The 22,425-nt window shown below is 62.0% G+C and carries 16 protein-coding genes and 2 pseudogenes; 9 read left to right on the forward strand and 9 right to left on the reverse strand.

Annotated features, from left to right (window positions below; translation table 11 throughout):
* Positions 1-10 precede the first annotated feature (10 nt).
* Positions 11-1,117 (forward strand): alpha-hydroxy acid oxidase, encoded by a 1,107-nt coding sequence (locus tag M3484_RS15675; protein WP_249497672.1) that lies wholly within the window; start codon positions 11-13, stop codon positions 1,115-1,117.
* A 135-nt stretch (positions 1,118-1,252) separates the two neighbouring features.
* Here the strand turns inward: M3484_RS15675 and M3484_RS15680 are convergent, their stop codons facing one another.
* The 6 genes from M3484_RS15680 to M3484_RS15705 form a co-directional block, all read right to left on the reverse strand.
* The gene (locus M3484_RS15680) at positions 1,253-2,059 is read right to left on the reverse strand and encodes a carbohydrate ABC transporter permease (protein WP_249497674.1); all 807 of its coding nucleotides are present in this window, start codon (positions 2,057-2,059) and stop codon (positions 1,253-1,255) included.
* Positions 2,056-2,934 (reverse strand): carbohydrate ABC transporter permease, encoded by an 879-nt coding sequence (locus M3484_RS15685; protein ID WP_249497676.1) that lies wholly within the window; start codon positions 2,932-2,934, stop codon positions 2,056-2,058. The genes M3484_RS15680 and M3484_RS15685 overlap by 4 nt, the downstream gene beginning before the upstream one ends.
* A 10-nt stretch (positions 2,935-2,944) precedes the next feature.
* Positions 2,945-4,240: an ABC transporter substrate-binding protein gene (locus tag M3484_RS15690; protein WP_249497678.1), complete on the reverse strand. Its 1,296-nt coding sequence runs from the start codon at positions 4,238-4,240 to the stop codon at positions 2,945-2,947.
* Positions 4,241-4,247: 7 nt separating this feature from the next.
* Positions 4,248-5,297 carry an ABC transporter ATP-binding protein gene (locus M3484_RS15695; RefSeq protein ID WP_249497680.1) on the reverse strand — a complete coding sequence of 350 codons (1,050 nt, stop codon included), beginning with the start codon at positions 5,295-5,297 and terminating at the stop codon, positions 4,248-4,250.
* A gap of 9 nt (positions 5,298-5,306) precedes the next feature.
* Positions 5,307-6,083: a DeoR/GlpR family DNA-binding transcription regulator gene (locus M3484_RS15700; protein WP_092904208.1), complete on the reverse strand. Its 777-nt coding sequence runs from the start codon at positions 6,081-6,083 to the stop codon at positions 5,307-5,309.
* A 789-nt stretch (positions 6,084-6,872) separates the two neighbouring features.
* Entirely contained in the window at positions 6,873-7,667 is a 795-nt protein-coding gene (locus M3484_RS15705) for a helix-turn-helix domain-containing protein (RefSeq protein ID WP_249497682.1), read from the reverse strand.
* A gap of 139 nt (positions 7,668-7,806) precedes the next feature.
* Here M3484_RS15705 and M3484_RS15710 point away from each other — a divergent pair, with 139 nt between their 5' ends.
* The 7 genes from M3484_RS15710 to M3484_RS15740 are packed head-to-tail and all read left to right on the forward strand — an operon-like array spanning position 7,807 to position 17,475.
* Complete coding sequence (locus tag M3484_RS15710; protein ID WP_249497689.1) at positions 7,807-9,786, forward strand: CocE/NonD family hydrolase; 1,980 nt, start codon at positions 7,807-7,809, stop codon at positions 9,784-9,786.
* Between the two features lie 60 nt (positions 9,787-9,846).
* On the forward strand, positions 9,847-11,424 hold the full coding sequence (locus M3484_RS15715; RefSeq protein WP_092904202.1) for an ABC transporter substrate-binding protein: 1,578 nt from the start codon (positions 9,847-9,849) through the stop codon (positions 11,422-11,424).
* 9 nt (positions 11,425-11,433) lie between these two features.
* A complete protein-coding gene (locus tag M3484_RS15720; RefSeq protein WP_092904200.1) occupies positions 11,434-12,378 on the forward strand; it encodes an ABC transporter permease in 945 nt (314 codons plus the stop codon).
* Entirely contained in the window at positions 12,362-13,246 is an 885-nt protein-coding gene (locus M3484_RS15725; protein ID WP_249497697.1) for an ABC transporter permease, read from the forward strand. Before M3484_RS15720 ends, M3484_RS15725 begins: the two co-directional genes overlap by 17 nt.
* 2 nt (positions 13,247-13,248) lie before the next feature.
* Positions 13,249-14,250, forward strand: a complete 1,002-nt coding sequence (locus M3484_RS15730) for an ABC transporter ATP-binding protein (RefSeq protein ID WP_249497699.1) — start codon at positions 13,249-13,251, stop codon at positions 14,248-14,250.
* Positions 14,247-15,209: an oligopeptide/dipeptide ABC transporter ATP-binding protein gene (locus M3484_RS15735; protein ID WP_249497701.1), complete on the forward strand. Its 963-nt coding sequence runs from the start codon at positions 14,247-14,249 to the stop codon at positions 15,207-15,209. Before M3484_RS15730 ends, M3484_RS15735 begins: the two co-directional genes overlap by 4 nt.
* A complete protein-coding gene (locus M3484_RS15740; RefSeq protein ID WP_249497703.1) occupies positions 15,202-17,475 on the forward strand; it encodes a S9 family peptidase in 2,274 nt (757 codons plus the stop codon). Before M3484_RS15735 ends, M3484_RS15740 begins: the two co-directional genes overlap by 8 nt.
* Before the next feature lie 87 nt (positions 17,476-17,562).
* Here the strand turns inward: M3484_RS15740 and M3484_RS15745 are convergent, their stop codons facing one another.
* Entirely contained in the window at positions 17,563-20,541 is a 2,979-nt protein-coding gene (locus M3484_RS15745; RefSeq protein ID WP_249497705.1) for a CapA family protein, read from the reverse strand.
* A gap of 436 nt (positions 20,542-20,977) precedes the next feature.
* Between M3484_RS15745 and M3484_RS15750 the strand changes: the two genes are divergently transcribed.
* Entirely contained in the window at positions 20,978-21,379 is a 402-nt protein-coding gene (locus tag M3484_RS15750; RefSeq protein ID WP_249497707.1) for an ABC transporter permease family protein, read from the forward strand.
* 352 nt (positions 21,380-21,731) lie between these two features.
* Here M3484_RS15750 and M3484_RS15755 read toward each other — a convergent pair.
* Both M3484_RS15755 and M3484_RS24035 read right to left on the reverse strand, forming a co-directional pair.
* Positions 21,732-22,140: pseudogene (locus tag M3484_RS15755) on the reverse strand (transposase); the annotation flags it as partial.
* Positions 22,088-22,270 (reverse strand): annotated as a pseudogene (locus M3484_RS24035) (IS3 family transposase); the annotation flags it as partial. The pseudogenes M3484_RS15755 and M3484_RS24035, both read right to left, overlap by 53 nt.
* Positions 22,271-22,425: the final 155 nt, after the last annotated feature.

The raw sequence follows: 22,425 nt of genomic DNA on the forward strand, positions 1-22,425 counted from the left end.
GGCCCGTGTGATGACATTTCTGGATTTCGAAGAGGCGCGGGCCATGGCGCGCCGCCGTCTGCCGCGCGGGATATTTGAATATATCGACCGCGGCACCGAGGCCGAAACCGCGCTCGCGCGCGGGCGGGCGGCGCTTGACGATGTGACCCTGGTTCAAAGGGTGCTGACCGGCACGCCACCCGACCCGACGGTAAGTCTGTTCGGCCGGCAGCTGCCATTGCCGCTGATGATGGCGCCGACTGCTTTTGCGGGCCTGGTGCGCCATCGGGGCGACATAGGGCTGGCAAAGGCGGCACGAGCGGCGGGCATTCCCTTTTCAGTTGCAACCGAAGCGGTGGTTGCAGTTGAGGATGTGGCCAGAGAAGCGGGCGGTGATCTGTGGTTCCAGCTTTACATGTGGGAGGGGCGCGAAAACTGGCAGCGCCTGCTTGATCGCGCGCGTGATTGCGGCATCGATACGCTGTTCTTCACCGTCGATACCCCCGTCTTCCCCAAGAAAGTTTTCAATATCCGCAATGGTTTTGGCCTGCCGATGAAATTCGGCTGGCGCAATATGGCCGATGTCGCGACCCATCCGCGCTGGACCGCAGATGTGCTGGGACGTTCGCTTTTGCAGGGCGGCCTGCCACGCTTCGCCCATTATCCGCCGGCCGCCCGGCGCTCTGTCCTGGGGCGCGGCGGGGTCTCGCTGTCGCATAAGCCGGGGCTGTCATGGGACGATGCCAAAGCGGTCCGGGACTATTGGCCGGGGAAACTGGTGCTCAAGGGTATCATGCATCCCGATGACGCCCTGTGCGCGCAAAAGACAGGCGCGGACGGGATTGTCGTTTCGAGCCACGGCGCGCGGAACTTCGACAGTACAGTCGCGCCGATCACCATGCTGCCCGCGATCCGGAAGGCGGTCGGGCCGGATTTTCCCTTGCTGGCCGACAGCGGCGTGCGCACGGGCGCGGATGTGCTCAAGCTGATGCTCGCAGGCGCGGATGTGGTCCTGCTCGGACGTGCGATGCTTTATGCGCTCGCCGCCGATGGAGAGCGAGGTGCAGCGAACATGATTGCGATCATCGCTGAAGAGCTTGCAAAGGCAAAAGCGTTTTCGCCTGTGCGTGTTCAATAGAAAGCACGTGAAGACGCCAGGGCCAGTCAGACAAGATAAGCGTTTGATTTTCTGCCATCGGCCATCACGGCTGTCGCGACTACAAATAGATAAAAGACCATGCATCATGGCCCCCGCTGACACCGCATAAGGGTGTCATCTAATGCCGGAGCGCATGAAACTTTGCACAAACTGGCGCTGGAAGATGAGAAAGGCGATCAGCAAAGGCGCAACCGAAGTCAGCGTGGCGGCGGTGATCGTCGGCCAGTCGATCCCCTGTTCGGGCGCGGCAAAGACCGACAGACCCACAGTGATCGGCCGTGTATCCACGGAATTTGTCACCACCATCGGCCAGAGGTAATTGTTCCAGTGGAACGAGACCATCACGAGGCCATAGGCCAGATAGGCGGGTTTGGCCAAAGGCACATAGACGCGCCACAGGATCTGCATCGGCCCGGCCCCTTCCATCCGCGCCGCCTCGTCCAGCTCTTTCGGGACCGATTTGAAGCTTTGCCGCAAAAGGAAGATGCCGAAGGCCGAGGCCAGATAGGGCAGTGCAATCGCCAGCGGCGTGTCCATCAGCCCGAGCCAGGAGATGGTCCTGTAATTCCGGACCAGCAGGATTTCCGGCAAGATCATCATCTGCACCAGAAACAGCATGAACAGGGCCTGTGCGCCGCGAAACGGAAAGGCCACGAAGGCATAGGCCGCCAGGGTGCAGATCACATATTGTGATGCCACAACCAGCGTCACGAGGATCAGCGTGTTCAGGAAATAGCGCGGGAAGGGCAGCCTTTCCCAGACGCGGGCAAAGTTCTCGCCGGTCAAGGGCGCGAAAAGGTCAAAGCGCGTGGCGAATTCTGCCGGATGGATCGCGGTCCAGACCGCGTAAAGCAGTGGCAGGATCCACAGGATTGCGAGGGGCAGCGCAAGCGCGGTCAGGACAGGGCTCGGGCGGTTCATCTGTAGAAGATCCTTCTGTCGGCCCAGCCGAATTGCACCAGCGCGATCAGCGCAAGGATGGCCAGCAGAACCACCGTCAGTGCTGCCGCATAGGCGGTGTCCCAATAGCCAAACCCGGTCTGCCAGATGTAATAAAGCAGGAGCTGGGTCGAATTGTCCGGCCCGCCCCGGGTCATGGTCATCACATGATCGACCAGCCGGAAGGCCTCGATCACCGCATTGATGGCCACGAACAGCGTGGTTGGCATGATCATCGGCAGGATGACGCGGCGCAGGCGCTGCAAGGGGCTGGCGCCTTCCAGTTTCGCGGCCTCGATCAGCACGGGCGGCACCTGCTGCAGGGCCGCGAGGTAGAAGATCATGAAGAACCCGGCATTTTTCCAGATGGTGATCACGATCAGCGCGCCAAGGGCCGTATCTGGGCTGCCCAGCCAATTGTTGCCGCCCAGCCCGAAAGGGCGCAGAATCTGATCGATCAGCCCGTAATCGGGGGCGTAGAAGAACATCCAGATGTTAGCGACCGCGACCATTGGCAGGATGGTCGGCGTGAAGAAGGCCAGCCGCGCGAAAGCGCGCCCCCGGATCCTGGAATTGACCAGAAGCGCCATCCCAAGCGCCGTTACGATTGAGGCGGGGATGGTCACAGCGGCATAGAGGACGGTGTTGGACATCGCCTTCCAGAAGACCACATCCGTCAGCATCGTCTGGTAATTTTCGCCCCCCACCCAGACCGCCGCGCGGCGACCGCGCGGGGTCGAATGGAAGCTGTCCCACAATGTCGCCACCGTGGGAAAGAGGGTGAAGCCCACCAAGAGCACCAGAGCAGGTGTCAGGAGCAACCAGCCAAAGATCAGATTGCGGGAGGTGGGCTTCATCGTCCGCGCCTCAGTTCTGGTAAGGCTTGAGGATGCGATCCGCTTCGGCCTGCGCGCGGTCGAGCGCCTCCTGCGGCGTGGCGGATCCGGTCAGCGCAGCCTGGATCGCATCATTGATCAACTGGTTGATGCGGTTGTTCTCATAGGTCGAGAATTCCGGCACAGCGACCGGGATCTGCCTGCGCGCAACCTCGGCGGCGGGCACTTCGGCGATATAGGCTTTCATCGCCCCGGTTTCCCAGCTGTCATCACGCGGCGCGACATAGCCGGTTTTGATCGACCAGTCCGCGAGCAATTCGGGCGTTGACAGGAAGCGCACCAGTTTCCAGGCCGCGGCCTTTTCCGCATCCGAGGCATCCTCGAAGATATAGAGACTGCCGCCCCCCAGCACGCTGGCCGGCTCCGGGTTGCCCGGCAGCGGTGCAATGCCGAAATCGAATTTTGCATTCTGGCGGATGTTGCCCAGATTGCCGGTTGTGGTCCAGGCCATCGCGAGGCGGCCTTCAAGGAAATCTGCGGGCGTGGTGGCCCATTCCTGAATGCCTTTCGGATGCGCCTCATGCGTGTTCGCCAGATCGACCCAGAACTGCAGCGCCTCGACCGCTTCTGGCGTGTTCAGCATCGTGGTCGTGCCATCATCCGAGCGCAGTCGAGCCCCGTTTTGCGCCACCATCGGCTCAAACAGCCACTGGCCCGACCCGGAATTGCCGGGAATGCCGATGCCCCATTGCGTGACATTGCCGGCATTGTCTTTCAGGGTCAGTTTCGACGCGGCCTCTGCCAGCGCTTCCCAGGTCATCGGCGGCGCTTCGGGGTCAAGGCCGGCGGCGCGGAAGGCGTCTTTGTTGTAATAGGCCACAAGAGTCGAACGCTGGAAGGGGATCGACCAGAGATGCCCCTCGGCCTCGCCCGACTGGCGGTAAGGCAGCATGAAACCATCAAGCCAGGCACGGTCCTCATCGGTTTTGATGAACTGATCCAGCGGCGCGATCACTTCATTGTCCAGGAGCTGGAAGAGATCGACAGACAAGAGCACCGCAGCGGTCGGCGGCGTGCCGTTCTTTGCGGCGGTCAGTGCGCGGTTATAGGTATCGACATAATTGCCGGAATAGACCGCCTCAACCTTGATGTCGGGATTCGCGGCCTCAAATTCGGCGACATAGCCGTCGATGGTCTGGGTCAGCGCACCGCCGACCTGCACGGGATAGAAAAAGGTGATCTTCGTCTCGGCAAATGCCGGCGACAGGGCAAGCATGACCAGGCCGGCGCTGCCAAAGAGCGCCCGCTTCAGGGAGGTGAGTTTCATGATATCCTCAGGCTGGTTGGAGGGAGGAAGGGGATTGTGCCCGGGCGATATCCGCCCTGAGGCCGGTTTTGGGATCGAATAGGTGGAGCGCCCCGGCGGGCCAGCGCAGATGCACGACCGCGCCCACCCCATGCCCCGGACGGCCCTGAACACGGATGTTCAGATGCGCGCCGCCGATATCGACCGAAAGGATGGAATCGGCACCTAAATATTCGAGTGCAGCAACGCGGCCCGGCAGACCGTCCCGGGCAAGCGTGATCTCTTCGGGCCGCAGCCCCACAAGCCCGCCAGGCGGCAGATGTGCGGCCATCGGCCCAAGATCCCCGACCGTGACGATATTCATCGGCGGCTGACCGATGAAACGGGCCACAAAGGTCGAGGCGGGGCGGGAATAGATCCTCTCGGGCGTGTCGAACTGCTCGATCCGCCCCTCATTTAACAGGGCCACCCGGTCGGCCATCGACATGGCCTCGGTCTGGTCATGGGTGACGAAAATCATCGTGATGCCAAGGCGTTGCTGCAGGCCCCTGATCTCGGCCCGCATCTCGGCGCGCAGCTTTGCATCAAGGTTCGACAATGGCTCATCCAGCAGACAGACCGGGGCCTCGGCAATCAGCGCCCGCCCAAGTGCAACCCGCTGCTGCTGGCCGCCAGACAATTGCGCTGGCCGCCGGTCGAGCAATTTCTCCAGCCCCAGCAATGGCGCCACCCGGGCCAGACTATCCGCCTGTACCTTGCGGCTTTCCCCCCGGACCGACAGGCCGAAGGTGATATTGTCGCGCACCGTCAGATGCGGAAACAAGGCGTAGGACTGGAAGACCATCGAGACGCCGCGCCGGGACGATGGCAGCGAAGTGATATCGCGTCCGTCAATATGGATGGTGCCGGATGTTGGCTCCTCCAGCCCGGCGATCAGCCTCAGCGTGGTCGATTTTCCGCATCCCGAGGGGCCAAGCAAAGCGATGAATTCACCTTCGCGGGTCTCAAACGAGATATCACGGACAACCTGGGTTTCACTCCATGCCTTGTTCAGGGATCTGACAGAAAGAATTGGCATCACAGTCTCTCAGGCGAAGATCAGTTTAGCGGCGATATCGGGGCTGACATCGCCCAGAACCCCGCGCGTGGCGGTATCGGTGACGATATGATCCACCGCGCTCAGCGGTGCGATGACCGACAAGGCGCTGCGGGTGAATTTGGAATGGTCAGCAACCACCACCACCTTTTGCGCGATTTCGATCATGGCGCGCTGACCATCGGCCAGGGCGGGGCTGGAGATGGCGATCTGCCCCCGTGTCAGATCCACCGCCGAGACCGAGAGAAAGACAAAATCGACATTGAAGCGGCGGATCGACTCGGCCGCCAGCGGGCCGGTCAGGCTGTGGTTGAAATCATGGTATTCACCGGCGGTGACGAACAGCTTCGGCGTGCCGGCAGCACTCAGCGCGGCCAGAATATCGGTGCCATTGGTGATGAAGGTCAGATCTCTGCGATCGGCCAGATGACGACAGACCGCCAAAGTCGTCGTGCCCGCATCCAGATAGACCGCATCGCCGGGTTTCACCAAACCGGCAGCCGCCCTGCCGATCCGGGCTTTTTCGGCCGCGTTTTGCATCAGACGATCAGCGTTCGGGTATTCTTGCGTAATCTGGCGGGGGGCCAGTGCGCCGCCATGCGTGCGCTGCAGAAGCCCCCGGCGCTCAAGCTCGGCCAGATCGCGGCGAATCGTTGCTTCGGACACTGCCAGCACCGAGCAAAGCTCCTGAATGTCGACCCAGCCGCGGCTTTGCAGCCGTTCCAGCAACTGGTCATGTCGTGTGTTGAGCTGTGGCAAGTTGTCCAATGAAGTTCTCAGCCTGTTGATCAGCTTCTCGGCCAGGATAGACCTGATCTGTGACAGCGGAATGACGTAATGCAGTCATGTGATCGAAAGCAGTCATTCCGGCCGGACGCCGCCCGCCCCGCGACCAGGGCACCCGAGCGGCATCACGGTCCGGCTGCACCACGTCCGGCAGGCATGGGAGATGCCGGTCCGTGCGACAAAGCCATGAGATATCCCGGACGGAGCGAGCACAGCCTCTGCGCGGTCGAAGTGACCATTAATGGGCCGGTCATGGTTATATACCGCTCCTGTCATAGAATTTACGGCACAAGGGAGACGAACGGCCAGCGCAGGCATAACGGATGCGTTCCGCAAGGATTGGACGCGATCTATGGCGAGAACACCCGCCGCTCCTTGCAAGGCGGGGCGGGAGTGAGCTCTGTCTGACGCCATCCGACCAGAAGACCATCGAAGAGCTAGGCCAGGCTGTCGTCAAGACCACCAAACGGGTGGTCATCGGCGGGCAGGATCCGGGTGCGGATGTTATGCACGGCAAGCCGTGCCGAAAGTTCGCTTTCGGCTTAAGGCTCGGTATGATGACGATGGCGCATCTCTCTATGCTACACCTGCAACCGGCAGCTTTGTCCGAATAGCCACCACGGTCGAGCTTATCCGGCAAGGCTTTAGCTACGATGCCGGCATGTTGCTTTCAGTGTCGGGTTTAAGAACCGACAACGACGTCGGACAACGGCACCCCGCCAATGGCACGCAAGATTTAAGACCCTTATGACAGGCGCATAGGGCAGCTGCTCAACCCGTCATCAACATGTTTTCGCCGGAACTGAAGAAGTTCCGGACAATCGGGTCGAGATTGCTGCCATCGACCCGGAAAAGCCCGCATTGCGCCAGGGCCTCGCGCAGCGAGAGCGTCATCCGCAATCGACGGATGATCAGCCGCGATGCAAAGGGTCCGCGATGGGGATGCCAGCCGATCCCGGACGCCATGCCGGTCAGGTAATTGGCCTGGTGGCGATGCGCGGCATAGAGAATTGTCTGGCCAAATCCATCCACCGGACCGCGCGCATGTTCCAGAATGAAGATCCGGTCGCCCCGCAGCACAGCATGGCCGTCAAAACGCGACCGGGTGATCCTGCCATAATCAGGATTCTCGACGCGACCGACATAGCGGGTCAGCACCCGATGATCGCGCTCGTAAAGCTGCAAAAGGCCGCATTGCACCTGACCGGGCCATGACGGGGTCAGGAAATAATAATGATAGAAGCCCAGATAGTGCCGCAGCAATGCCAGTTCGCCCGGCTCGGGGCGCAAGGCGGCTGCGAAAGAGGATTGCGGATCGAGGCCAGGCCCGCTGCGCGAATCCTCAAGGCGGGGCGAGAGGAGTTCCTTTTCGCTCAGCGCGAAATAGGCCGCGATACGGCGCAGGTTATGCGCCGAGGGCATGGCGGAGCCGGTAAGATAGCGGTCAAATTGCTGCCGGTTGATGCCGATTTCCCGGCAGATCAGCGAGACTGACACCCTGGTTGCACAAAGATTTCGCAAATTGCGGGAAAAATTCTCGCCGATGCGCGCTGACAGCACGGACATTTTACGCTCCTTTGCATCTATTCGCGTAAACCAGAACAAATTGATATAAATCCGCGCAATTGGCAAGCAGTCCTCAACCCTCATTCTGCGCGGCAGTGCTTCGCTGCGAGGCCGGAATAACCAGGGAAGAGTGCCGGGCATGACCGTGATCCATGAAACCGTCGATATGGCGATCAATCTCCCCGATGGCACCAGGCTCTCGGCGCGCAGCTGGATCCCGGAGAATGCCATGGCGCAGCCGGTTCCGGCGATCCTCGAATTTCTGCCCTATCGCAAACGCGATGGCACCGCAGAGCGCGACCAGATCACCCATCCCTGGTTTGCCGCTCGGGGTTACGCCTGCCTGCGCGTCGATATGCGCGGCTGTGGCGAATCCGAGGGTCTGTTTGACGACGAATATTCGCCCCAGGAGATGCAGGACGCGCTGGATGTGATCGACTGGATCTCGCGTCAGGACTGGTGCTCGGGCAATGTCGGCATGATGGGGATTTCCTGGGGCGGCTTCAATTCGCTGCAGGCTGCGGCCAATCGCGCGCCCGCGCTGAAGGCGATCATCACGCTTTGCTCGACCACCGACCGCTTTGCCGATGACATCCATTTCAAGGGCGGCTGCCTTCTGGGTGAGAATATCGGCTGGGCGGCGACGGCGGCTTCCTGGTTCTCGCCACCGCCGGACCCGGCGCTGGCAGGCGAGGCCTGGCGCGATATCTGGCTGAACCGGCTGGAGAAAATGCCCTTCCTTGCGCAGACCTGGCACGAACATCAGAACCGCGATGCCTATTGGAAACATGGCTCGGTCTGCGAGGATTATGATGCGATCACGGCGGCAGTCTTTGCCATTGGCGGCTGGCATGACGGCTATCGCAACACCCCTGCTCATCTCGCGGCCAATCTGACCGCACCAGTCCGCGCGCTGATGGGCCCCTGGAACCACAAATATCCGCATATGGCGGTGCCCGGACCCCGGATCGGCTTTTTGCAGGAGGCGCTGGCCTGGTGGGATCACTGGCTGAAAGGCATCGGGAACGGCGCCGACAGGGCTCCGGCCTATACCGCCTGGCTGATGGACAGCGTAAAGCCCGCAACCTCTTTCGGGCATCGTCCCGGACGCTGGATTACCGAGGCAGAATGGCCTTCGCCCCGGATCACGCCACGCATCTTCCACCTTGGCGAGGCCCGGCTGGGCGACACCCCTGCCCCCGCCTTCGTGCAGAACGCGCGACCCTCGACCGCGGTCGGGATGGCGACGGGGGAGTATTTCCCCTTTGGCTTCGGCCCGGGTGAATTGCCCGATGACCAGCAGGGTGATGACGCGCTTTCGGCCTGTTTTGACTCGGACATGCTGAGTGACACCTGCGACATTGTCGGTGCACCGCGTGTCAACCTGACGCTCAGCGCCGATCAGCATCGCGGACAAATCGCCGTGCGGCTTTGCGATCTGCGTCCCGATGGCAGTTCGGCTCTGATCACGATGGGCGTCCTGAACCTGCGCCACCGTGAAGGGTTCGAGGCGATGAAGGATCTCGTCCCGGGCCAGCTCACAGAGGTCACGCTGGATCTGGACCAGATCGCCTACCGCCTGCCCGAAGGCCACCGGCTGCGGATTGCTGTTTCGACCAGCTACTGGCCCTTCATCTGGCCCGAACCCGAGCCTCTGACGGTGACGATCTCGGGGGGCAGCCTCTCGCTGCCGCTGCGCCCGCTGGCGACAGGTGACGAGATCAGCTTCCCTGAACCGACCGGCGCCCCGCCTCTGGCGCTGAAATACCATTCGGAAACACTCGAATCGAAACATGTCGAGACCGACCCGGGGACCGGCGAAACCCGGATCATCATCTCCGGCACCACACCGCTGACCGAAGATCTGACCCACGGCCTGACCACCGGATCGAAGATCGAGGAAATCTGGTCGATCCGGGACGGCGACCCCGCCAGCGCGAGGGTCGATATCACCTGGGATCGCAGCCTTGGCCGGGGGGACTGGCAGACCCGCAGTCGCGTTCTGACCAGTCTCTGGGGCGATGCGGAAGATTTCCACATCGTTCAGCGCATCCAGGCCTGGGAGGGCGAAAGGCTGGTCTTTGACCGCCATCACCAGGATTCCGTGCGCAGGCTTTAAGCTGCGGACAATTCGATAAAAAGGCATCCTCAGGATGCGGGACAGGAAGGGACCGGAACAATGACTGTGAAAGAGATGACCGGCGTATCGCGCCGTGGTTTTATCGCCTCATCACTTGCGCTCGGGGCGGCGGGGCTTGCCCTGCGCGGCCATCCGGCTTTGGCCCAGGTCAGCACGGAAGGCGGTCGTCTTCGCGCAAGGCTTTATGCCGATATCTCGAATCTCGATCCGGCCTTCTGGACTTCGGGCTCGGATGCGCTGGTGATGGAATGCATCTTCGCCTTCGCGATGCAGTTCGAGACCGGCACAAGTGAGTTCAACGCTCTGCCACTGGCGCTGAAAGCGTTGAATGTGATCGATGACACCCATATCGGCTTTGAGCTGAATGAGGGCATCCTCTATTCCGGCGAATATGGCGAAATGACCGCCGAGGATGCCAAATTCTCCTGGGAACGTATCGCGGATCCGGCAGTGCAATCGCCCTATGCGGCGGATTGGGCGCAGCTGGATCATGTCGAAGTGACCGGTCGCTATAGCGGCACCATCGTGCTGAAATCGCCCTTCGCACCCTTGTTCACCACCACCCTGCCCGCAACCAGCGGCATCATCCTGCCCAAAGCCGCGATTGAGGCGGCGGGTGGTCAGTTCTCGACCGAGCCGCCGGTGACCTCTGGCCCCTACCGCATCCGCGAATGGCAGCCGCGCACCCGGCTGGTTCTGGAAAAGAACCCCGATTTCACGCTGTTCGATGTCGTATTCGATGAGCTGGTCCTGATCCCGATCGAAGACCCCAAGACCGCCGAGCTGGGCTTTGAAGCGGGCGATCTGGATCATGCGCAGACCTCGATCTCGTCGATCCCTCGCTTTGCCGCTGCCGCACCGAATGGCGGGCGCTTTGATGAGTTTACGGCGCTGAACTATTACTGGCTTGGCATGAATGAGGCCAATGCCGACCTGACAGATCAGAAAGTGCGCCGCGCCATCCAGCACGGGATCGCCCGCGATGCGGTGGTCGAGGCCGCCTATCTGGGGGCCGCCTCGCCCGCCGCCGGAATCATCGCGCCGGGCCTTGCGGGGCACCGCGCGGAAAACACCTATAATTACGACCCCGATCTTGCCCGCAGCCTGCTGGCCGAGGCCGGGGTGCCGAACCTCAATGTCACGCTTTCAATCCAGCAGACCGCCGAAGATCTGGCCGCAGCCCAGATTATCCAGGCACTGCTCGCCGATATCGGCGTCACCGTGCAGATTGACCAATATGAAAGCGGCAGCTTCTGGAGCCTCGGTATCGAGGCCGATGGCGATCAGTGGAAGAGCCTGCAGCTCTTCCTCTTCAGCTTCACCATGCAGCCCGATCCCAGCTGGGCCACCGCCTGGTTCACATCGGAGCAGGTTGGCGTCTGGAACTGGCAGCGGTTCAGCAACGAGGAATTCGACCGCCTGAACCAGGAGGCCTCGACCGAGCTGGACACGGAAAAGCGGGGCGCGATGTATATCCGCATGCAGGAGCTGATGGAAGAATCGGGCGATTTCGTCTTCCTGACCTTCGAGCCGATCGGCACCCTGACCGCCGCGGGCGTCATGCCCGCGATGCGGCCCGATGGCTGGCCGATCCTGTCGCGTTTCACAAAGGCCTGATTTCCCGCGATGCTCAGCTATCTTGCCAGGCGCATCCTTCTGTCGGTCGCGGTGGTCCTCACCGTGATCGCAGCCCTGTTTGCGATGATGCATGCCATTCCCGGTGACGCGGTCAGAACCGCGCTTGGCCCGCGCGCAAGCGAGGCCATGGTCGAGGCTTATCGCGTGAAAATGGGGCTGGATCAGCCGGTTCTCGTGCAGATCTGGCGGTTTTTCAGCACCATTTTGCAGGGGGATCTGGGCAGTGATGCCATATCGGGTGTGCCGGTTGCACGGATCATCCTCGCGCAGCTTCCCGATACGCTTTACCTCGTCGCCGGTGCGATGGTGGTCGCAGTGGTGCCCGGCATCTGGCTGGGCGTGATGTCCGCCACGCATCGCGGCAGCCTTTTTGACCGGGTGACCTCGGTCCTGTCGGTCTCGGTCATGGCGGTGCCGTCTTTCGTGATCGCGATCTATCTCCTGCTGATCTTTGCCATCCACCTGTCCTGGTTCCCCGCCATCGGCGCGGGCGAGGGCTTTGCCGACCGGCTGCACCGGCTGGTCCTGCCCTCGGTCGCGCTCGGGCTGGCCTGGATCGGCTATATCGCACGGATCCTGCGCGCCTCGATGCTGGAGGTGATGGGCGAAAACCATATCCGCACCGCCCGCGCCTTTGGTCTGTCGGAGCGGCGGATCATGTTTGACTACGTGCTGCGCATCGCGCTTTTGCCGACGATCACCGTCCTTGGCATGGGGATCGGCCAGATGCTGTCCGGCGCGGTCTTTGCCGAAATCGTCTTTGGCCGCCCCGGCATCGGCAAGCTGGTCTACGATTCCATCGCAGCGCGGAATTATCCCATCGTGGTCGGCACTCTCTTGGTGACCACCGGCTTCTTCGTCCTTGTTAACCTGATTGCCGATCTGCTGATCGCCTTCCTTGACCCGAGGGTGCGCAATGTCGTCAGCCGTTGATCCCGCCGCCGCAGTTGTGGTGAAAAAGCCGCGCAAAGCCAGAGGCGCCATGCGTCGCCTTGTCAGTGACCCTCTGGGGGCGCTTGGGCTCGGGCTGATCGTGGTGACGGTGCTCGCCGCCCTTGCGGCGGGGCTTTTGCCGCATGACCCGGTCAAGCTGAACCCGATGGTACGTTTCGCCGCGCCCGGGGCCGAACACTGGCTGGGCACCGACAATCTGGGCCGCGATCTTTTCACCCGCATGCTGTATGGTGCGCGGATTGCGCTGGTGATTTCCATCGGGGCGACGGCGGCGTCACTGCTGGTCGGGCTGCTCTTCGGCGTATTGGCGGGGTTCGGGCCGCGCTGGCTGGACAGTATCCTGCTTTTGCTGATGGATGCGATGAAAAGCGTGCCCACCGTCATGCTGGCACTGGTCCTGATCACATGGACCGGGCCAAGCCTCTGGGCGGTGGTGCTGGTTGTGGTGCTGGTCAATGGCCCCACCTATGCGCGGATCGTGCGCACCCAGGTCCTTGCGCTGAGGAATGCCGAATTTATCGAGGCAGAACGCGCCCTTGGTGCCGGTTTCCTGCGCGTCGCAAGCCTGCATGTTGTCCCGAATATCATCGGCCCGCTGCTGATCCTTGCGGCGATGGATATCCCGATCGTGGTCGGGATCGAGGCCGGGCTCAGCTTCCTGGGCCTTGGGGTACGCCCGCCGACGCCGTCCTGGGGCACCATCCTGTTCGATGGGTTCTCCTATATCCGCGACAGCATCTGGATGGTTGTGGCCGGTGGTCTGCCCATCGTCATCACCGCGCTTGGCTTCACCTTCCTTGGCGAGGCGCTGCGCGACACGTTTGATCCGAAACTGGCAAAGAGGTGATCATGTCCCGGGATGCCAGCGATCCGGTCCTGACGGTCAGCGGTCTGACCCTTTCCTACGACATCCCCGTAGGCGAGCTGAAGGCGCTGCGCGATGTGAACCTGTCCATCGGCAAAGGCGAGATCGTCGGGCTGGTGGGCGAAAGCGGTTCGGGAAAATCGACACTGATGCAGGCCATTCTGGGCCTCTTGCCGGGGGCTGCGCAGATCAGGTCAGGTTCAATCCGGTTCGAGGGACAGGATCTGACCGGCCTTTCCGCCAGACAGATGCGGGGACTTTTGGGTGACAGGATTTCCGTCGTCTTCCAGGACCCGATGACCGCACTGAACCCGGTTCTGACCATCGGGCGGCAGATGATCGACATCCAGCACCGCAGCAAACGCAGCCGCCGCGAAAAACGCGCCCGCGCCATCGAGATGCTGGCCCGCGTGCGCATCCCGGACCCCGAAAGCCGGATCGACCGCTATCCGCATGAGTTTTCGGGCGGAATGCGTCAGCGTGTGGCGATTGCCATGGCGTTGATGGCAAAGCCTGCGCTTCTGGTTGCGGATGAGCCGACCACGGCATTGGACGCCACGCTGGAAATCGCCACGATTGACCTCTTGCGCGAGCTGCAGTCCGAAATCGGCTGCGCGGTACTTTTCATTACCCACCATCTGGGGGTGGTGGCTGAACTCTGTGATCGTATCGACATCATGTATGCGGGCGAGATTGTCGAAAGCGGTGCGACCGGGGCCGTCTTCCAGGACCCGCGCCATCCCTATACGCAGCTGCTCTTTGCCTGCGACCCGGCGCAGATCGCCAAGCCGATGCGGCATCTGCCCTCTATCGGCGGCAATCTGCCGGATCTGACCGCGCCGCTGCCGGGCTGCATCTTTGCTTCGCGCTGCCCGCGCGCGGATGAGACCTGCACGACCGGCCATCCCGCCGATCATAAGGCCGGCCAGTCCGATCTGGTGCGCTGCCATTACCCGCTGGCCCCAAGGCTGGAGATTTCCGCATGACTCCGCTTCTTTCCGTGCGCAATCTCGACGTTTCTTACCCGGTCGGCGGGCTGATGGCCAAATTCCGCGGCGCAGGCCAGTTGCAGATCGTCGCCGGGGTCAGCTTTGACCTCGCCCGGGGCGAAACCATGGCGCTTGTCGGCGAAAGCGGTTCTGGCAAGACCACACTGGCCCGCGCGATTGCCGGGCTGGGCGGCCTCGTCTCGGGCGAAATCCGTTTTGACGGCGCCCCCCTCAACACCTCCGGGCGGCAGATCCGCCGCGATATCGCATTCATCTTTCAGGACGCGGTCAGCTCGCTCAGCCCGCGCCTGACGGTGCGGGCACTGTTGCGCGAACCCTTTGCCATCCATGGAATCCAATACCCCGAAGGCGAGGTGGAGCGTCTTTTGCGCCTTGTCGGCCTGCCCGCCACCATCGCCGAACGCCGCCCGCATGAGCTTTCCGGCGGCCAGGCGCGGCGCGTTGGGGTGGCACGTGCCCTGGCCCTGAAACCGCGCCTTGTGATCGCGGATGAGCCCACCGCAGGCCTTGACGTCTCGGTGCAAAGCGAGGTGCTGAATCTGCTGAATGATCTGCGCACAAGGCTGGGGCTCTCTTTGCTGATCATCACCCATAATCTCAACATCGTGCGCCATATCGCCGACCGGATGGCGATCATGTATCTCGGCCGCTTTGTCGAAACCGGCGACACCGCGCCGGTTTTCGCTCATCCGCACCACCCCTATACGGCGGCGCTGCTTTCGGCCAATCCGATCATCGACCCCGAGGCCCGCAAGACGCGGCTTTACCTGAAGGGTGAAGTGCCCGGCCTTGTGCGGCGCCCGAAGGGTTGCGAATTCCACAGCCGCTGCCCCTTTGTGCGGGACCTGTGCCGCAGCACACCGCCGTCGCTGCGCGAGGAAGGTCCTGTCAGCTATACCTGCCATTTCCCGATGGAAGCCTCCGTAAATGCCTGAATCTGCTGATCTGCGTCTGCCCCCCGAGGCCGAATCCCGCCTGCCCGCCGCTTTTCGCGCCGCCTGCCGCAACCTGACAGTGGCACCTTACTGGCTGGACACGGGTCGCTTCTGGTATCGGCGTGAGACGACGGGGCTGCCGGAATATGTGCTGGTGACAGTTACCGGCGCGCGCAGGCCCGCTTTCGACCATGCAGCTTTGCGCGATGCATTGCAGGATGACGCCGCTTTCGCGGCGCTGATGATCCTTGAGGTCGCGGATGGTGCGGTCACCCTCGCCTCGGGACGGGATCGCTGGCGTTTCGCACAAGGTCAGCTGACCCCGCTCGCGACCCGCCCCAATGCCGATGACGAAAGCCTGTCCCCGGATGGCCAATGGGTACTTTACCGCGAAGCGGGCGATCTCTGGCTGCGCCCGGCAGCGGGTGGCACGTCACGGCGGCTGACCGATACCGCAGAGCCGCATTTCGAATGGGCAAAATCGCCGGATCAGAGCCTTGAGACGGTACATCTGCAGCGCAGAGGGATCCTACTGCCGCCCGTCGCGCTCTGGTCACCGGATTCGCGCAGGATTTTCACCTATCAGCTGGATGAGCGTGCCGTGCGCCGGATCGCTCTGGTGCAGAACGTCGCCGAAGATGGTGGCCCGGGTCCGATCCTGCATGAATTGCGCAATGCTTTTGCAGGTGATGAAGCCCTGCCCATCGCGCATCAGGCGGTGATTGAGGTCGACAGCGGGCGCATTGTCCCATGTGGCCCGGCAGATGTGACCGAGACCTCCGGCCTTGAGAAACGCGAAGCCTGGTGGAGCCGCGACTGCACCCGCATCTTCTGGCTGGAGCATGACCGCCATGAGCGCGAGATCACCCTGATAGAAACCGACGCTGAAACCGGCACCGCCCGCCGGGTGATCTCAGAGACATCCGCGCGGTTTGCCGACATCCATATGGCCTATGGCGGCATGCCGAATATCCGTCTGCTGGATGCCACGGATGAACTGATCTGGTTCTCGCAACGCGACGGATATGCGCATCTCTACCTCTGCCGCCTCAGCACCGGGGCGGTGATCCGGCAGATCACGGCAGGTGACTGGCCGGTGATCGAGGTCCTCGCGGTGAACCCGGTCAGTCGCGAGGTGATTTTCCTCGCCGGCAGCGGTGAGAACAGCCACGATCCCTATGCGCGGCGTATCTGTATCTCAGGCCTCGATCATGACACGATGCGGGTGCTGACGCCGGAAGCGGCAGACCATGCGCCCTTCCTGCGCGAGCTGGGCTGGGCCGAGCTGATCGAGGCAGGTGCGGGTCCTGTTCCCCGCCCCCTCTCACCCGATCTGGCGCATATCGTCGTGACCAGCGCGCCCGCCGGCGATCTGGGCGAGACCCGGCTTTTGCGCATCGCGGACCACACGGTTGTGACGGTCCTGGAAAGCGGCAGTTCCGATCTTGATCTGGTCACACCGGAACGGGTCGAATTGCTGGCCGCCGATGGCGAGACGCGGCTGTTCGGGATGCTCTGGCGCCCGGTGAACATGGCAGCGGATCAACGCTGTCCGCTGCTCGACATCGTCTATCCCGGCCCGCAATGCATTCAGACCCCGCGCTCGGCACTGCCGCATGACGAGGTCGCAAAGCTCGCGATGGTTCATGCCGCTACTGCGCTCGGTATCGCGGTTCTGATGATGGACGGGCGCGGCACGCCGTGGCGATCAAAGGCGTTTCACGATCTCTGCCATGGCAATCTGAGTGATCCGGGGTTCCTCTCGGACCACGTCGCCGCCTATCCGCAGCTGGCCAGAAACCGCCCCTGGCTGGACCTGTCCCGCATCGGGATCATGGGTCATTCCGCCGGTGGCCATGCTGCAGCACGTGCGATCCTCGCCCATCCCGGCACCTACCGCGCGGCCGTTTCCACCGCAGGCAGCCATGATCTGACCGGCTATAACCGCTGCTGGCCGGAAAAATGGCAGGGCCCGCTGATCCGCAACCCCGATGGCAGCACAAGCTATGACAGCGCCTGCAATGCCCGTCTGGCCCATGCGTTGGAAGGAAAGCTGCTGATCGGCCTTGGCGATATGGATGAAAACGTGCTGCCCGCGCTCAGCCTGCAACTTGCAGCAGCACTGACCAAAGCGGGTAAGTGCTATGACATGCTGATTGCGCCAAACGACGATCACGCCACGTTCAAAAGCAACCCCTGGGTCCAGCGCCGCCTGTTGGACTGGATCGCGCGCGCGCTATCAGACCCCTCGCTGGACCGCAACTGACCTGATTGCCGGGCCCCCGGGGTGTATGATCCCTGATCTCCTCGTCGTTGGAGACCAGCAAACCTCAGATCGCATCTCACGTCACTGTCAGCTTTCCGCGGAAGAGCGCATATCGTCTCCCGCTTTGGTCAGGTGATCCACGAGTTTCCACAAGCCGACACCGTTTGATGCCTTGATCAGAAGTGCGCCCTGATGAGAGATGTACCCTGGCAAACGATCAAAGACGGCACTGACATCTGCGGCGGTTTCGGCTGCTATCCCGGCATTGTGCAGAGCCGGGCCGAGGGCGCTCATATATGCGCCGACCAGCATGACCCGGCGCGGTTTCAGCGACAGGATATCCGACAGAAGTTCTGCGTGCAGCCGGGGGCTTTGTTCGCCGAGTTCAAGCATGTCGCCGAGAATAAGCGTTTTTTCAGCGGATGCATGAGCGGCGGCAAAGCTTTGGAGGGCTGCGCGCATGGACAGGGGATTGGCATTATAGGCCTCATCCTGCAGATGGAACCTGATCGCACCGATCGACAGGCTGTGGGTCTCACCACGCCCCGCAAGCGGGCGGAATGTTTCAAACCCTTCGGCCACTTTCACGAGATCAAGCGACATCTCTGCCGCCACTGCCAGGGAGGCAAGGCTGTTGAGCGCCATATGAACGCCGCTGGCACCGATCCGGTAAGTCAGTTGGCCATGCGGGGTCTGTGCCTCGAGCAGTCGCCGTGCGGGATCGTAAGACAGGAGCCGGAAATCCGAGCCATCCGCTGCGCCAAAAGTGACCAGTTTCAGCGCGGCCTCTCTGGCGCGTTCGGCCATCTCATCGAAATGGTCGCTGCCGCTCCAGATCACTGCACTCTTTCCAGGCTGCATCCCCAGAAAAATATTCGATTTCTTGCGAGCGATATCGCCGGTGGTCTCTCCCTCGCGCAGATGGGCGGTGGTGATGTTGGTAATCACGGCAATATCGGGCGCAACCCGGCGGATATGGGCCTGACCCGTGGAATTGATCGCGCTGAGAGCCGTTTCCAGGATCACCGCATCCGTTTCCGGCTGGACCGAGGCGAGATTGACCAGAATGCCGACCCTTGTGTTGTAATTATCATATGTTGCGCGGCAGTTGATCAGAGGAGAGAGCGCGGCCTGCAGCATCGAAACCGTGGTGGTTTTGCCAGAACTGCCGGTCACGCAAACGACCTTGCCGCGCATCCGGTCACGGGCTGCGCCACCGATCTGCATCAACGCCGCCAGTGGATCCTCCACCTGCAAAAGCGGAAACTCCGGCCGCACCCCCGGCGGCCGTTCCCGTACCAGCGCGCCGGCCAGGCGATCCTGTAATCTGTGCAGAGAGGCGTGGCTGTCCCAGCTGTCTTTCGACACTGCGGTCATGCTTTCATGACGGTTGCGGTCCTGACGGCTGTGGGCGGCAAAAAGCACAGGCTCGGGCACAAGCGCCAGATGGGTCCGGCCTGCGACAGCTGAACGGCAGAACCAGCCCGGCGGCGGCGGGGTGATCCAGGTGCCACCGGTCAACCCGGCGAGCTCTTCGGCACTCCATCCGGGCAGGTCTGCGGGCCTGGCGCTGCCCGGGTTCCTGGTCACCTTGCCCGAGAAGGAGAGTGTGGTCGTAAGACCGGTGCGCAGCCGCCCCAGCCTTTTGAGACGGTCGAACACCGATATTTCCAGGTCGAGGACATTGTCTTCCAGCCGGGATCCCGGCGGCGGGCGCAGGCCGAAGCGTTCGTGATAGATTTCTCCCGGCTGCCAATGCGGCGTCGGCAATCGCCAGTCGCCCGGCTCATGCGCCATTCCGCGCCCCCATACCGGCATATTGCCGTTTTTGCGGGGAACAGCATGCAAAGCGATGGTCAGACAGCGGCTGACCGGTTCTTCGGCACTCCACCAGGTTTCCACCCAGAGCATGTTGCGACTTGTAAGCCTTTCAGGACCGAAGCTGACGCCGTGAAGGGTCAAAGGTCCGATGGCGACCGGCGCGATCCTTGCGCTTTCCGGCACGGGCGGCGCAGCCAGGCGGGACCGCAGCGCAGTCAGGCGGTCATCCTGCGGCACGCGCCCGGGCGGAGAAAGCGGGATCTGAAGCCGTCCGTCCGAACCCGGAATGGTGACGGTCCCAAAGGCCGCGCATTTTTCGGCGAAATCTGCGACGATCGAGATGGCCGCGTCTCCCTCAGCCTCTGAGGCCCGCCCAGGGGCGACGGTGACCGGTATCACTTCGATACCCGTCACGCCTGACGGTCCAAGCTCCAGCCGGAAGACCGCGCTGTCACCTTTCCCTTCGGAAAAATCACACAGGAGATTGCCGGCATCATGCAATATCGGCCGGCCTTCAAAAATCTCGATACCCTGCAACATATGCGCCGAGGCACCCAGAACGGCGTCGGCTCCGGCGCGGATCAGCGCATGGCCGGCGGCTATCTCGCCAGGTCCGGGAACCGGTTTCAGGTTCAGACCCCAATGCACCGCAACGATCACCACATCCGCATGGCGCCGCGCGGCCTGAATGCGCGGCTGCATTTCCCTTTGCCAGAGCGCAGGGTCCGAGAGCGGCAGAAACGCGTGCCCGGGCCGGTTGCCGGTCGCGGCGAATTCCGCCTGGGTGGCATCAAGTGAGAACACCGCGACCGCAAGGCCATTGCGGCGGAAAAAGCGCGGCGCAAACGCGGCCTCGCGATCCCGTCCCGAACCTGCATGGGCTATATTTGCCAGTTCAAGCCAACAGGCCTGATCAAGCAATGCCTCGGGTCCGTAGTCGCCGGAATGATTATTCGCAGTGGCAACCAGATCGACCCCTAACTTTTGAAGGACGCGGGTCATCTCAGGACGCGCGCGGAAGTAATAGGGTCCGGATTCGCTCTTATCTGCGCCCTGTTCTCCAAGATCGGAGACCACGCATTCGAGATTGACCATCCTGAGATCTGCACCGCTGAATGACGGCAGATGGACAGCCGTTTCCCCCTCTTCCGTGTCACTCGCGAATGCGGACAGCAACAGATGTTGCCTGCGGGCGAGGCTGACATCACCACCCCAGGCAACAGTCATCCTCAGCTGATCCGGCATGGCCTGCTCCTGTGTTCTGTCTGCGCGTGCGGGTGTAATATCTGTATTGAGGTTATACCTCTTCACGCCTGGTTTGAAAGTAAGCGCAGGGATCACCCGCGCGCCTGCAACCCGAGATCGCCTCAGGCCGGCCAACGGCAAGTGAAATCTGTCGCACATCAGATCTTGCCATGTGACCCGCTGGCTGGAGAAAGCAAAGATCCGACCTTCAGAAACGACGTTAATTTATAGAAATTTACTGATTAACCGCTCCACCTGTCATTTTCATATAATATCCAATAATTACCGCTACCTGACGGGGATCATATGGACTTCGTTGCGCAATACGCCGTGGTTTACGACGGTGGCCACGCTGGCCTGAGCGCTGCTGGGCACGGTTGCGGCCTGTGTCATCGTCCGGGGGGCGCGGCGGCTGCGGAATGCGGTCGATATCCTCGTGATGTTTTCCTTTGGCGTGCCGGGGATCGTGCTCGGGATCGGCCTTATCGCGACCTATCACAATGGGCCGCTGGTGCTGACCGGCACCGCCTCTATCCTGATCCTCGCCTATATTATCCGTCGCCTGCCTTTCTCGGTGCGCTCGGGCGTCAGCACCTTGCAACAGCTTTCGCCCGAGACCGAAGAGGCCTCGTTTAATCTCGGCGCCGGGCCGCTTCGGACCTTCGCAATGATAACGGTTCCGCTTTTGTCTGGCGCGATCCTGATCCTGCAATCGGGGGGTAATATCACCATAGCGGCGGAGATTTTCAGCCAGATCATGAACGGGAATTTCGGAATCGCCTCGGCGCCTGGTGCGGTTCTGATCGGACTGACCTTCATCCCGCTGCTGATCTTCTAAGCCCTTTCCGGGCGGCGCGAGGCCCTGCAAGCCTGATGCCATCCTGACATGACCGGGCGCAGTCAGATCCCGCATTGCGGGACCTTTATGGGAAGCCGCTTACGGCAGGAAGCGATCCACAATGCGGCGCTACATAAAGCAGATGCAGGAAATCGCGCGCGCTTTCTTTCCTCGGCTCTTTGTCCCAGCCGATGGACTGAAGGCAGAGAGCTCGCCAGGCGCGCGCTGATCGAGATAGCGTAGCGCTACAGGATGAAGCCTGCGCGACGAATGCCGGAACGAGGAGATCTTCGACATCGTGGCCGGTGCCCGTCATGCTGCAGGTTGCAGCACGCAAGAAGCAAAGTATCCTCTTGGTCGAAAACCCACCTCGCGAACGGCCAAGAGCCTCTTTCGAAGGCCCCCCCTTAGTGCGCCCGCCACATGATGATGAGCGCGTATCACCCTCGCCGGTTCGCTCGAACCGGTGGCACTTCTCGGCTCGATGTCGACTATCTGGAGCTTGTCGGGCGCAATCCCCGCATGGTTCGGGTCGCGTCCAGGATATCCTCCCACAGTCCGGCCAGGGGCCAGCGGCGGAACTGGCGGCAGGCTGACGCCCATTTGCCGAACTCTTCAGGCAGGGCACGCCGCGGCGCTCCCGTCCATGCTATCCAGAAAGTCCCATCCTGCACAGGACGATGACTGGTATACCTTGCGCCCAATCGGATACCGCCTGCGCCGGTTGCAGAAGCGCTCGATGTAACCAAAGACGTAGGCACGCGCTTCGTTTCGGGTTCGTTAGACCTTGCGGGCCATGCGTTCGGTCTTCAGCGAGGGAAAGAAGCTTTCCATTGCGGAATTGTCCCACACGTTGCTTGGCCGGCTCATCGTGTGGACGATCCCGTTGTCAGGCTGATAGCGTTATAACTGCTTGCTTGTCTGTTGGGGGGACCTTGGCCAAGTGATGCAGCAGAGCGTCAAAAGCCTGGCCTGCCCCCATAATGTGGCCCCGGCGCTGTTGTCTTGCGATACTCGCCCATTGCGATTATATGATGCGTGATGAC

This window comes from Pseudomonas sp. GX19020 (assembly GCF_023371075.1).
Taxonomy (GTDB): domain Bacteria; phylum Pseudomonadota; class Alphaproteobacteria; order Rhodobacterales; family Rhodobacteraceae; genus Pseudogemmobacter.

Excerpts from the sequence above, each read along its gene's own strand:
- M3484_RS15675 (WP_249497672.1), top strand. The coding sequence starts at position 11 with ATGACATTTCTGGATTTCGAAGAGGCGCGGGCCATGGCGCGCCGCCGT.
- M3484_RS15680 (WP_249497674.1), bottom strand. The coding sequence starts at position 2,059 with ATGAACCGCCCGAGCCCTGTCCTGACCGCGCTTGCGCTGCCCCTCGCA.
- M3484_RS15685 (WP_249497676.1), bottom strand. The coding sequence starts at position 2,934 with ATGAAGCCCACCTCCCGCAATCTGATCTTTGGCTGGTTGCTCCTGACA.
- M3484_RS15690 (WP_249497678.1), bottom strand. The coding sequence starts at position 4,240 with ATGAAACTCACCTCCCTGAAGCGGGCGCTCTTTGGCAGCGCCGGCCTG.
- M3484_RS15695 (WP_249497680.1), bottom strand. The coding sequence starts at position 5,297 with ATGCCAATTCTTTCTGTCAGATCCCTGAACAAGGCATGGAGTGAAACC.
- M3484_RS15705 (WP_249497682.1), bottom strand. The coding sequence starts at position 7,667 with ATGTCCGTGCTGTCAGCGCGCATCGGCGAGAATTTTTCCCGCAATTTG.
- M3484_RS15710 (WP_249497689.1), top strand. The coding sequence starts at position 7,807 with ATGACCGTGATCCATGAAACCGTCGATATGGCGATCAATCTCCCCGAT.
- M3484_RS15715 (WP_092904202.1), top strand. The coding sequence starts at position 9,847 with ATGACTGTGAAAGAGATGACCGGCGTATCGCGCCGTGGTTTTATCGCC.
- M3484_RS15720 (WP_092904200.1), top strand. The coding sequence starts at position 11,434 with ATGCTCAGCTATCTTGCCAGGCGCATCCTTCTGTCGGTCGCGGTGGTC.
- M3484_RS15725 (WP_249497697.1), top strand. The coding sequence starts at position 12,362 with ATGTCGTCAGCCGTTGATCCCGCCGCCGCAGTTGTGGTGAAAAAGCCG.
- M3484_RS15730 (WP_249497699.1), top strand. The coding sequence starts at position 13,249 with ATGTCCCGGGATGCCAGCGATCCGGTCCTGACGGTCAGCGGTCTGACC.
- M3484_RS15735 (WP_249497701.1), top strand. The coding sequence starts at position 14,247 with ATGACTCCGCTTCTTTCCGTGCGCAATCTCGACGTTTCTTACCCGGTC.
- M3484_RS15740 (WP_249497703.1), top strand. The coding sequence starts at position 15,202 with ATGCCTGAATCTGCTGATCTGCGTCTGCCCCCCGAGGCCGAATCCCGC.
- M3484_RS15745 (WP_249497705.1), bottom strand. The coding sequence starts at position 20,541 with ATGCCGGATCAGCTGAGGATGACTGTTGCCTGGGGTGGTGATGTCAGC.